Annotated in this window: 9 protein-coding genes; 7 read left to right on the forward strand and 2 right to left on the reverse strand. The window is 74.6% G+C overall.

The features are described 5' to 3' along the window. Positions 1-32: 32 nt before the first annotated feature. From glgX to AC6CH9_RS05755, 4 genes are all read left to right on the forward strand, one after another. Positions 33-2,222, forward strand: a complete 2,190-nt coding sequence (glgX, locus tag AC6CH9_RS05740) for a glycogen debranching protein GlgX (RefSeq protein ID WP_498154037.1) — start codon at positions 33-35, stop codon at positions 2,220-2,222. Continuing rightward, positions 2,219-4,879, forward strand: coding sequence for a malto-oligosyltrehalose synthase (treY, locus tag AC6CH9_RS05745; protein WP_498154038.1), 2,661 nt, complete (start codon positions 2,219-2,221; stop codon positions 4,877-4,879). Before glgX ends, treY begins: the two co-directional genes overlap by 4 nt. A 68-nt stretch (positions 4,880-4,947) precedes the next feature. Beyond that, complete coding sequence (gene treZ, locus AC6CH9_RS05750) at positions 4,948-6,786, forward strand: malto-oligosyltrehalose trehalohydrolase (protein WP_498154130.1); 1,839 nt, start codon at positions 4,948-4,950, stop codon at positions 6,784-6,786. A 14-nt stretch (positions 6,787-6,800) separates the two neighbouring features. Further along, positions 6,801-7,745: a PPK2 family polyphosphate kinase gene (locus AC6CH9_RS05755; protein ID WP_498154039.1), complete on the forward strand. Its 945-nt coding sequence runs from the start codon at positions 6,801-6,803 to the stop codon at positions 7,743-7,745. 24 nt (positions 7,746-7,769) lie between these two features. On the opposite strand, the gene zapE is transcribed toward AC6CH9_RS05755, so the two are convergent. After that, complete coding sequence (zapE, locus tag AC6CH9_RS05760) at positions 7,770-8,810, reverse strand: cell division protein ZapE (RefSeq protein ID WP_498154131.1); 1,041 nt, start codon at positions 8,808-8,810, stop codon at positions 7,770-7,772. Positions 8,811-8,934: 124 nt separating this feature from the next. Here zapE and AC6CH9_RS05765 point away from each other — a divergent pair, with 124 nt between their 5' ends. Beyond that, the gene (locus AC6CH9_RS05765) at positions 8,935-9,825 is read left to right on the forward strand and encodes a dihydrofolate reductase family protein (RefSeq protein ID WP_498154040.1); all 891 of its coding nucleotides are present in this window, start codon (positions 8,935-8,937) and stop codon (positions 9,823-9,825) included. Positions 9,826-9,830: 5 nt separating this feature from the next. Beyond that, the gene (locus AC6CH9_RS05770) at positions 9,831-10,316 is read left to right on the forward strand and encodes a hypothetical protein (RefSeq protein WP_336726476.1); all 486 of its coding nucleotides are present in this window, start codon (positions 9,831-9,833) and stop codon (positions 10,314-10,316) included. A gap of 31 nt (positions 10,317-10,347) precedes the next feature. Here AC6CH9_RS05770 and cuyB read toward each other — a convergent pair whose 3' ends face one another. After that, the gene (gene cuyB, locus AC6CH9_RS05775; protein WP_498154041.1) at positions 10,348-11,088 is read right to left on the reverse strand and encodes a cysteate racemase; all 741 of its coding nucleotides are present in this window, start codon (positions 11,086-11,088) and stop codon (positions 10,348-10,350) included. Positions 11,089-11,171: 83 nt separating this feature from the next. Between cuyB and AC6CH9_RS05780 the strand changes: the two genes are divergently transcribed. After that, on the forward strand, positions 11,172-11,858 hold the full coding sequence (locus tag AC6CH9_RS05780) for an HAD family hydrolase (protein ID WP_498154042.1): 687 nt from the start codon (positions 11,172-11,174) through the stop codon (positions 11,856-11,858). Positions 11,859-11,902 lie beyond the last annotated feature (44 nt).

Below are 11,902 nucleotides of genomic sequence, written 5' to 3' on the forward strand. Positions count from 1 at the left end.
AGAGACCCGGGGTGCGTGGAATCCTCAGGGGCATGCAGACCTGGCCAGGCCACCCCTACCCGTTGGGCGCCACCTACGACGGGACAGGGACGAACTTCGCCCTGTTCTCCGAGGTCGCGGAGCGCGTCGAGCTCTGCCTCCTCGGCGACGACGGCACCGAGACGCGCGTCGACCTCGAGGAGGTGGACGCGCACGTCTGGCACGTCTACCTCCCTGGGAAGGGCCCCGGCACCCGCTACGGCTACCGCGTGCACGGCCCGTACGACCCGGCGAACGGCCACCGCTGCAACCCGGCCAAGCTGCTCCTGGACCCGTACGCGAAGGCGATCGAGGGCCGGGTGGACGGCGACGAGTCCCTGTTCTCCTACCGCTTCGCCGACGGCGGCGACGCGACGCCGGCGGACGAGACCCCTGAGGACGAGGACGCCGAGGACGCGCCCGCTCCCCCGCTCAACGACGACGACTCGGCCGGGCACACGATGGTCTCGGTCGTCATCAACCCCTACTTCGACTGGGGGCACGACCGCCCGCCGAACCGGGACTACCACGACAGCGTGATCTACGAGGCGCACGTCAAGGGCATGACGATGCTCCACCCGGACGTGCCGGACGAGCTGCGCGGCACGTACGCGGGCATGGCGCACCCCGCCGTGATCGAGCACCTCGTGACGCTCGGCGTCACGGCGGTCGAGCTCATGCCGGTGCACCAGTTCGTCAACGACCCCACGCTCGTCGAGAAGGGGCTGTCGAACTACTGGGGCTACAACACCATCGGGTTCTTCGCGCCCCACAACGGCTACGCGGCGTACGGCACGCGGGGGCAGCAGGTCATGGAGTTCAAGACCATGGTCAAGGCGCTGCACGAGGCGGGCATCGAGGTCATCCTCGACGTCGTCTACAACCACACCGCCGAGGGCAACCACCTCGGTCCGACCCTGAGCTTCCGCGGCATCGACAACAAGGCGTACTACCGGCTGGTCGACGGCGACGAGGCGCACTACTTCGACACGACCGGCACGGGCAACTCGCTCCTCATGCGCTCGCCGCACGTGCTCCAGCTCATCATGGACTCGCTGCGCTACTGGGTGACCGAGATGCACGTCGACGGGTTCCGCTTCGACCTCGCGGCGACCCTGGCGCGGCAGTTCCACGAGGTCGACCGCCTCTCGGCGTTCTTCGACATCGTGCAGCAGGACCCGGTGATCTCCCAGGTGAAGCTCATCGCCGAGCCGTGGGACCTCGGCGACGGCGGCTACCAGGTGGGCGGCTTCCCGCCGCTGTGGACCGAGTGGAACGGGCAGTACCGGGACACCGTGCGCGACTTCTGGCGCGGCGAGCCCTCGACGCTGCCCGAGCTCGCCAGCCGGCTCACGGGCTCGTCCGACCTCTACGAGCACAGCGGCCGCAAGCCCATCGCGTCGATCAACTTCGTCACGGCGCACGACGGCTTCACGCTGAACGACCTCGTCTCCTACGACGAGAAGCACAACGAGGCCAACGGCGAGGGCAACAACGACGGCGAGAGCCACAACCGGTCGTGGAACTGCGGGGTCGAGGGGCCGACGGACGACCCCGAGGTGCGGGCGCTCCGCGCGCGCCAGCGCCGCAACTTCCTCGCCACGCTGCTGCTCTCCCAGGGTGTGCCGATGCTCGCGCACGGCGACGAGATCGCGCGCACGCAGGGCGGCAACAACAACGGGTACTGCCAGGACAACGAGATCACGTGGATGGACTGGGGCGGCGAGGAGGGCCTCGACGACGAGCGGGCCGCGCTCCTCGACTTCGCCCGCCGCGTCGTGTGGCTGCGCCGCGACCACCCCGTGCTGCACCGGCGGCGCTTCTTCCTGGGCCGCGGCGGCGCCGGGACGACCGACGACGAGCTGCCCGACATCGAGTGGCTCGACATCACCGGGTCGCGCATGGACCAGCAGGACTGGGACCACGCGTACGCGCGCACCGTCATGGTGTTCCTCAACGGCGACGCGATCCCCGAGCAGGACCGGCGCGGTGAGCCGATCGTCGACGACTCGTTCCTGCTGCTCCTCAACGCCCACTCGGACGCCCTCGAGTTCACCGTGCCGCCCGCGGCGTACGGGGAGGGCTGGGACGTCGTGCTGGACACCGACGGCACGGTCGACGTCGGCGACTCCCTGCGCCCGGGCGACACGGTCTCCGTGACGGGACGCAGCGTCATCGTCCTGACCCGCCCGCCGCTGCGATGACGGTCCCCGCACGCGACGCAGCCGCGACCGGCGCGCCGCCCCGCGTCCCGGTCTCGACGTACCGGCTGCAGCTCGGCCCCGACCTGACGTTCGACGACGCCGTGCGCCAGGTGCCCTACCTCGCGTCGCTCGGGGTCACGCACCTCTACCTCTCTCCCGTGCTCCAGGCCGCGCCCGGCTCGACCCACGGGTACGACGTGGTCGACCACACGCGCGTCAGCGACGAGCTCGGCGGCCGCGAGGGCCTGGAGCGCCTGGCCGAGAGCGCCCGCGCGGCCGGGATGGGCCTGGTGCTGGACGTCGTGCCGAACCACATGGCCGTGCCGACGCCCGCCTGGCACAACCGCGCGCTGTGGTCGGTGCTGGAGGACGGCGCCGACTCGCCCTACGCCCGGTGGTTCGACGTCGACTGGTCGGCGGGCGAGGGCGCGGTGCTCATGCCGGTCCTCGGCGCGCGACTGGGCGACGCTCTCGCGGCGGGCGAGATCGTGCTCGACGAGGTCCAGGTTCCCGGGTGGCCGGGGTCCCGGCGCGTGCTGCGGTACTACGACCACGTCTTCCCGGTGCGGGCGGGCACGGAGGACCTGCCGCTCACCGAGCTGGTGGAGCGCCAGCACTACCGCCTCGCGTACTGGCGCGTCGGCGACGAGGAGCTCAACTACCGGCGCTTCTTCGACGTCGGTTCGCTCGTCGCCGTCCGGGTCGAGGACGAGGAGGTGTTCGACGCGACGCACGAGCTCGTGCTCGGCCTCGTCACGGACGGCACGGTCGACGGCCTGCGCATCGACCACCCGGACGGCCTCGCGGACCCGGCGCAGTACCTCCAGCGCCTCGCCGACCGCACGGACGGCGCCTGGGTCGTCGTGGAGAAGATCCTCGCGGGCGAGGAGCAGGTGCCCCCGGACTGGGCGACGGTCGGGACCACGGGGTACGACGTCGCGTGGCGGCTCCAGCAGCTCTTCGTCGACCCGGGCGGCCGGTCGGGCCTCGACGCGGTGATGACGCGCCTCACGGGCGCGGCGCCGGGCGGCCTGGGCGCCCTCGTCGAGGAGGCGAAGCGCGAGGTCGTCGCAGGGCCGTTGTACGCGGAGGTGCACCGGCTGACCGACCTGGCGGCCGCCGTCTGCCACGACGACCCGCGGCTGCGCGACCACACGTGGCGCGGCCTGCACCAGTGCCTGCGCGAGCTGCTCGTCGCGTTCGACCGGTACCGGGCGTACGTCGTCCCGGGCACGCCGCCGCGGCACGAGGCGGTCCGGGCGGTCGAGGAGGCGGCCGAGCGTGCGCGGGCACGGCTCGACCCGGAGCGCGCGGAGACGCTCGCCGTCGTGGTCGACCTCGTCCTGGGCCGGGAGGTGGGGAGCGCGGGACGGCGCCGGGAGGCGCGGCGCGACGAGCTCGTGGTGCGCTTCCAGCAGGTGTGCGGGGCCGTGACGGCGAAGGGCGTGGAGGACACCGCGTTCTACCGCTGGCCGGAGCTCGTGAGCCTGTGCGAGGTGGGGGGCGAGCCGGACCGGTTCAGCCTCGGCGTGCACGACTGGCACGCGTTCGCGCAGCGGTTCGCCGCGCTCACCCCGCACGCCCTCACGGCGGGCTCCACGCACGACACCAAGCGCGGCGAGGACACGCGCGCCGCGCTCGGGGTGCTCTCCGAGGACGCGGCGGGCTGGTCACGCCTCGTCGACGAGGTCCGCGCGGCGACCGCGCCCTACCGCGGGGTGCTCGTGGACGGGCTCGCGGAGAACCTGCTGTGGCAGACGGTCGCGGGGACGTGGCTGCCCGACGCGGGCGCCGGGGCCGACCCGGGCGTCGTCACGACCGCCGGCACGGCCGTCGCGGCGATCGCGCCCGACCGCCTCGTCGACTACCTGCGCAAGGCGCTCCGCGAGGCCAAGGTCGCGACGTCCTGGACGAGCCCGGACGACGCCTACGAGGAGGCCGTCGCGGACCTCGCGCGGCGCGCGCTCGCCGACCCGGCCGTGACAGGCGCCTTCGCCCGGTGGTCCCGGGAGCACCGCGAGGAGCTGCGCGCCGCGAGCCTCGGGATCACGCTCGTCCGGCTCACGGCGCCCGGCGTCGCGGACGTGTACCAGGGGGCGGAGTCCTACGCGCCGACCCTCGTGGACCCGGACAACCGCCGCCCGGTCGACGTCGAGGCGCTGACGGAGCGGCTGGCGCGGCTCGACGGCGGGGCGCCCGCGCGCACGCTCGCGGACGAGAAGCTGCTCGTCACGGCGCGCGCGCTGCGGCTGCGCCGAGCCCTCGCCGACGCGTTCGTGGGCGAGGGCGCCGGGTACGCCCCCGTCGCGTCGTCGACGCCGTGCGCGCTCGCGTTCGCGCGCACGACGCCGCGCGGCCCGCGCACGGGCGCCGACGCGGACGCCGCGCCCGTCGCGCGCGTGGTGACCGTCGCGACGCGCCTCGCCGGCACGGTCGACCGGCTCGGCGGGTGGCGCGACCACGTCGTCGCGCTGCCCGAGGGCACGGGGGCGTGGGTCGACGTGCTCACCGGGCGCGAGCACCCGTCCGGCACGGTGCGCGTGGCAGACCTGCTCGCCGACCTGCCGGTCGCGCTGCTCGTCGACCGGGGCGACGCCGGGAGCGCCGCCGTCGCGAGCCCGGGCGAGACGCGGGAGCCCGCCGAGGACGCGCCGTGACGACCGATCCGAGAACCCCGACGTCCGGCGCCCCCGCACCCCGCGTCCCCCCGCCCCGCGCGACCCCCATGCTCTCCGTGCCCGGGCCACGACCCCTCGTCTGGGCGCCGACGGCGCGCGGCGTCGAGCTGCTCCTGCCCGAGCCCGGCTCGGGCACGTTCGACGGCGCCGAGCGACGACCGCTGCGCCTCGTGGGCGCGCACGTGCCCGGCTGGTGGGGCTACGACCACGAGCTGCCGTGGGGCACGGACTACGGCTTCGCCGTCGACGGCGGACCGGGCCGGCCAGACCCCCGCAGCCCGTGGCAGCCCTACGGCGTGCACGGTCCGAGCCGCACGTTCGACGCGGCGTTCGCGTGGACCGACGACGCGTGGGAGGGCCGGGACGTACGGGGCGAGGTCCTCTACGAGCTGCACGTGGGGACGTTCACGCCGCAGGGCACGCTCGACGCCGCGATCGACCGGCTCGACCACCTGGTCGACCTGGGCGTCGGCGCGGTCGAGCTCCTGCCGGTCGCGGCGTTCGGCGGCGAGCGTGGCTGGGGCTACGACGGCGTGCACCCGTACGCGGTGCACGAGCCGTACGGCGGTCCCCGCGCGCTCCAGCGGTTCGTGGACGCCGCGCACGCGCGCGGGCTCGCGGTCGTGCTGGACGTCGTCTACAACCACCTCGGTCCGTCGGGGAACTACCTGCCGGAGTTCGGCCCGTACTTCACGGACGCGCACGAGACTCCCTGGGGCTCGGCGGTGAACCTCGACCGCCCGGGCAGCCGCGAGGTGCGCGAGTGGGTGATCGACAACGCCGAGCGATGGTTCGTCGAGTTCCACGTCGACGCGCTGCGCCTCGACGCCGTGCACGCGCTCGTCGACGACTCCCCCACGCACCTGCTGGCCGAGCTCGCGCGACGCGTCGACCGGGTCGAGCAGGAGCTCGGGCGGCCGCTCACCCTCGTGGCGGAGTCGGACGAGAACGACCCGGCCACGGTCACGGGCGTCGAGCAGGGCGGGCGGGGCATGCGCGCCCAGTGGGCCGACGACGTCCACCACGCCGTGCACGCGCTCCTCACCGGCGAGCGGCAGGGCTACTACGTCGACTTCGGCTCGGTCGCGGTGCTGCGCAAGGCCCTCACGGGCGTGTTCGTGCACGACGGCACGTTCTCCACCTTCCGCGGCCGCACGTGGGGCCACCCGGTACCCGCGGGGGCCGACGGGCACGCGTTCGTCGTGAGCGCGCAGAACCACGACCAGGTCGGCAACCGCGCGTTCGGGGACCGGACGTCGGCCACGCTCGACGGCGGGGGGCTCGCCACGGCCGCGGCGCTCGTGCTCGTCTCCCCGTTCACGCCGCTGCTCTTCATGGGCGAGGAGTGGGGCGCGTCCACGCCGTGGCAGTTCTTCACCGACCACGCCGAGCCGGAGCTCGCCGAGGCGGTCCGGCGCGGCCGTGCCGCCGAGTTCGCCGACCACGGGTGGGCCGACGGCGCACCCGTCCCCGACCCGCAGGCGCGGGAGACCCGCGACGCCAGCGTCCTCGACTGGGACGAGCGCGACCGGGGCGAGCACGCGCGGTTGCTCGCCTGGTACCGGGCGCTGGTGGCGCTGCGGTCGCGCCCGGACGTCCGCTCGGGCGACCTCTCGGTCGTGCGGGTGCACGGGCCCGACGGCGTGGAGGACGACGCGTCCGGCGAGGAGCCGTCCGCGGCGTCCGCCCCGCACGGCGGTCCCGCGTTCGTCGTGGACCGGCGGACCGTCGCGGTCGCGGTCAACCTCGGCGAGGAGCCCCGGCGGCTCCGGCTCGCGCTCGGCGGTACGCCGCGCGTGCTCGCCGCGTGGGACCCCGCGACGAGCGTGCACCGGCGCGGCGTCGACCTCCCCGCGCGTTCGGTCGCCGTCCTGGCCTGGGTGTGACTACGCTCACGCCCATGTCGACGACGAAGAAGAAGTCGAAGAAGAAGCACGGCAAGGGCTCGACGTCCGGCTCCGGTGCCGGCGCAGGGTCGGGCTCGGCGTCGGCGGCGCTCGACACCGACTGGGAGGTCGCCCCGACCGAGTCGCTGCGCGTGCGCGCCGGGTTCGACCTGGCAGCGTTCGACCGTGGCTCGACCCCGGGCTTCGCGGGCGACAAGGCCGCCGGACAGGCCCTCGTCGCGCGGCACGCGGACGAGCTCTCCGAGCTCCAGGAGCGCCTGTTCGCCGAGGGCCGGTCGGGCGGCTCGCGCTCCGTGCTGCTCGTGCTCCAGGGCATGGACACCGCGGGCAAGGGCGGCATCGTGCGGCACGTCGTCGGCCTCGTCGACCCGCAGGGCGTCGCGCACCGCTCGTTCGGCGTCCCGACGCCCGAGGAGCGCAAGCACCACTACCTCTGGCGCATCCGCCGCGCCCTGCCCGAGCCCGGGTACATCGGCGTCTTCGACCGTTCCCACTACGAGGACGTGCTGGTCGCGCGCGTCGACGGCCTCGTGGCCCCCGACGTCTGGGAGGCGCGGTACGACGAGATCAACCGGTTCGAGGAGAAGGTCGTCGCGTCCGGGACCACGATCGTCAAGGTCGCGCTGCTCGTCTCCTACGAGGAGCAGCGCGCGCGGCTCATGGAGCGCCTCGAGCGACCGGACAAGTTCTGGAAGTACAACCCGAACGACGTCGACTCGCGCCAGAAGTGGCCCGCGTACCAGGAGGCGTACCAGGCCGTCCTCGACCGGACGAGCACGGAGGCCGCGCCCTGGCACGTGGTCCCCGCCGACCGCAAGTGGTTCGCGCGTCTCGCGGTGAGCGAGCTGCTGCTCGACGCGCTGCGTCGCCTCGACCTCGGCTGGCCCCCGGCCGACTTCGACATCGAGGTCGAGAAGAAGCGCCTCGCCGCGACGTGAGCCGCGGGACCGTGCGCGCTCGCGTCAGGCGGACGCGCGCGCGACCGCGCGACCGTCCTCGGCCAGCGCACCGAGGCGGGAGAGCGCGCGGTAGTACTTCTTGCGGTACCCGCCGCGCAGCATCTCCTCCGTGAACAGGCTCCGCTCGCCCGCGTAGTCGCCCGACCCGGCGAGCAGCACCGGCACGTCGCGGTCGTAGAGGCGGTCGACGAGGACGACGAGGCGCAGCGCGGCCGACTGCTCGGTCACGGTGTGCACGCCGGTGAGCGCGACGACCTCGACGCCGTCGAGCAGTGCGCGGTAGCGGCTCGGGTGCACCTGGGAGAGGTGCCCGAGCAGGTCGTCGAACCCGTCCAGCGTGGCCCCGGGCCGGCCTGCGACGGCGGCCCGCACGGCGTCCTCGGGGAGCGGGGCGGAGTCGGTGACGACCGCGCGGTGGCGGTAGTCCTCGCCGTCGACGCGCAGCACCTCGAACCGGGCCGCGAGCGCCTGGATCTCGCGCAGGAAGTCCTCGGCCGCGAAGCGGCCCTCGCCGAGCGCCTCGGGCAGCGTGTTCGACGTCGCCGCGAGCGCGACGCCGCGGTCGGCGAGCTCGCGCAGGAGCCGGGACATGAGCACGGTGTCGCCCGGGTCGTCGAGCTCGAACTCGTCGATGCACACGAGCTTCTTCGTGGCGAGCGCGTCCACGGTCGCCTGGAAGCCGAGCGCGCCCACGAGGTTCGTGTACTCGACGAACGTGCCGTAGGCGCTCACGTCGAGGCCCACGGCGTGCGCGAGGGACGTGAGGAGGTGGGTCTTGCCGACGCCGAACCCGCCGTCCATGTACACCGCGGGCGCGGTCTGCTTGCGGCCGCCGAAGAGTCCCTTGCGCGCGGGCTTCACGACGGCGGCCGCGACCTCCTCGAGCCGCGCGACGGTGCGCGCCTGGCTCGGGTACGCGGGGTTCGCGCGGTAGGTCGAGAAGCGGGCGTCGGCGAAGTGCCGCGGCGGCAGGAGGTCGGCCAGGAGCCGTGCGGGCGGGACGGACGGGCGGACGTCCGCAAGGGCGCGCGCGCGTCCGGGCACGGCGGGAGCCGCGTCGGAGGCCGACGCGCGGGCGGTGCCGGGGAGGGCTGCCGGGGCCGAGGCGCCACCGGCGACGGGCGCAGTCACGAGGATCCAGCCTACGCCTGCGGCTAGCCTGGCCGCTGTGACCTCCACCACGGCACCCTCCGACGAGCCCGCTGCGGCGCCCACCGAGCCGCCCGCGGGACGCACGGACCTTCCCCCGCTCGACGTGCTCCTGCCCGCCGCGGAGCACCTGCTTCCCGACCCGCGGGAGGAACGTCTCGCGGTCCTCTACGCGTACGGGCCGCCGTCGCGCGCCGCCCACGTGGTGCGCGCCAACATGGTCGCGAGCGCCGACGGCGCGGCGTGGGGCCCGGACCACCGCTCGGGGTCCATCAACGACGACGCCGACTGGCGGGTCTTCCGGGTCCTGCGCGCGCTCGCCGACGTCGTGCTCGTCGGCGCGGGGACCGCCCGTGCCGAGGGCTACACCGCGCTCGACCGGCCGCGCGGCCTGCGGCACCTGCACGACGCCCCGCTCGAGCTCGCGATCGTGACCCGGACGGGTCGTGTGCCCGAGCCGCTCGCGCACGGTGACCGGCCGCCGTACGTGCTCACCGGGCCTGCCGGGGCCGCCACGGCGAGAGGCGACGTGCCCGCGGACCGGGTGCTCGTCGTCGGGCAGGACGCCGCGGGCGTGCAGGACGAGCCCGAGCCGGGCGTCGGCGTGGACCTGGCCGCGGGGCTCGCCGCGCTCGCCGACCGCGGCCTGGCCCGCGTGCTCACCGAGGGCGGGCCGACCCTCCTGGGCGACCTGCTCGCGGCGGACCTCGTCGACGAGCTGTGCGTCACCACGACCCCGACCGTCGTCGGACGCGGTCCCGGCCGCATCGTGGCCGGGACGGCGCCGTCCGGCACGACGGCGCTCCCGCCCCGGGGCGCGCGCCTCGCCCACCTGCTGCACAGCCCCGAGGACCGGCCGGGCTCCCCCGCCGGTACGACCGCCGCGCGCTGGCTCCTGCCGATAGGCTGACCCGCGTGACCGACACGATCCTCGTCCTGACCGAAGACACGCTGAACCCGGCCGACGTGCAGCACATCCTGTCGCTGCACGAGGACGAGCAGCTCGCCTACCGGGTCCTCGTGCCCGCGGACACGGAGCGCAACGTGATCTCCGGGATCATCGACCACCTGAGCGTGGGCGAGCTCAAGGAGGCGTGGGACGAGGTCCTGGGGCGCGAGCCCTCGCCCGCGACGGCCAAGGCGGAGGCGAGCGAGCAGCTCGAGCGCAGCGTGGCCGAGCTGCGCGCGGCGGGTCGCGAGGCGGACGGGGTCGTGGTCGACGACGACCCTCTGCCGGCGCTGCGCACGGCCGTGGCGGCCGGGGGTGCGCGCGAGATCGTCGTCGTGACGTACCCGCACGCGGTCGAGGACACGTTCCACACCGACTGGGCGTCCCGCGCGCGCGAGGAGCTCCACGTCCCGGTGCTGCACCTGTACTCGGGCACGAGCGAGCTCGGCTGACCCGGCCCCTCGCGCCGCACCTGCGGCCTGGTCACTCCCCGCGGACGCGGTGCCCCGCGCGGCGGATGGTCGCGCGGGCGAGCTGGTCGGTCGAATCGAGGTAGAGCGGGTCGGCGAGCAGGTCGTGGTCGACCGCGACCACCGACAGCTCCGTGCAGCCCAGCACGATCACCTGGGCACCGCGCTCGACGAGCCGACCCGCGACGGCGCGGAACGTCTCGATGTCGACGGGCCGTCCGGCCTTGACCTGCTCGTAGATGATCTGCGACACGAGCGCCTGGTCGGCGTCGTCCGGGACGAGCGCGTCGACGCCGTGGCGCGCGAAGGCGTCCTGGTAGACGCCCGACGCCGCGGTGCCCGCCGTCGCGAGCAGGCCCACCGCGCGCAGGTCGGCGACGCGCGTCCGGGCGGCGTCGACCGTCGTGTCGATGATGGACACGAACGGGACGCTGATCGCGTCGAGCACCTGCTGGGTGAAGTAGTGGGCCGTGTTGCACGGCATGACGAGGAAGTCCGCCCCGAAGCGCTCGAGCCGTCCCGCGTCGAGCGCCAGCACCGGGCCGGGGTCGGCGTCCGAGCGCCCGAGGATGAACGCCGTGCGGTCCGGGATCGTCGCGTGGTTGAGCACGACGGCGTCCACGTGGTCCTGGTCACGCTCGGCCTCCGTGAGCTCGACGAGGAGCTGGAGGAAGTACGCCGTGGCGAGCGGCCCGACACCTCCGAGCACTCCGACGAGGGGCTGGGCGTGGTCCTGGTCCGGTCGCGACGTCACCCGTGGATCCTACGGCGGCCCGCCCCGCCCATCGCCACGGCCACCGGTCCCGGCCCGACGACCCCGCCGCTAGGGTGACGGCCATGACACTGCGCCACGTCCTGTTCGACGCCGACGGCGTGCTCCAGCACATCCCCGACGGCTGGTACGCGGCGGTCGAGCGCTACCTCGGTGACCGGACCCGGGAGTTCCTGCTCGAGACCTGGAGCGAGGAGCTGCCCATGCTCGTGGGCGACGGCGACTACCTCCCCGTGCTCGCCGCCGGACTGGAGCGGTACGGCGTGACGGAGCCGGCGGAGGACGTGTACCGCGCGATCTGGTTCGACGCGCTCGAGGTCGTGGACACGTCGTTCGACCTCGTGCGGGCGCTGCGCGCGAGCGGCTACGGCGTGCACCTGGGCACCAACCAGGAGAGCCGGCGCGTGCCGTTCATGCGCCGGACCCTCGGTTACGACGCCGAGTTCGACACGAGCTGGTACTCGTGCGAGCTCGGGCTCGCCAAGCCGGACCCGCGGTTCTTCCGCGAGGCTGCGGCGCGGATCGGCGCGGACCCGGGCGAGGTGCTCTTCGTCGACGACACCGTGCGCAACGTCGAGGGTGCGCGCGTCGCCGGCATGGTCGGGGTGCACTGGGACGTCTCGCGCGGCCACGACGAGCTCGTGCGCGTGCTCGCCGGGCACGGCGTCGTCGTCCGCGCCGGTCAGGACCCCACGGGTGTGGGTGTCGTGGGCGAGGGCCCCGGCCCGGGCCCGGCCGTACCCGGCCCGTAGGATGGCGGACGCCCGCCGACCACACAGAGAAACGGACGACTCTT

It is taken from the genome of Cellulosimicrobium sp. GQ32 (assembly GCF_059758455.1).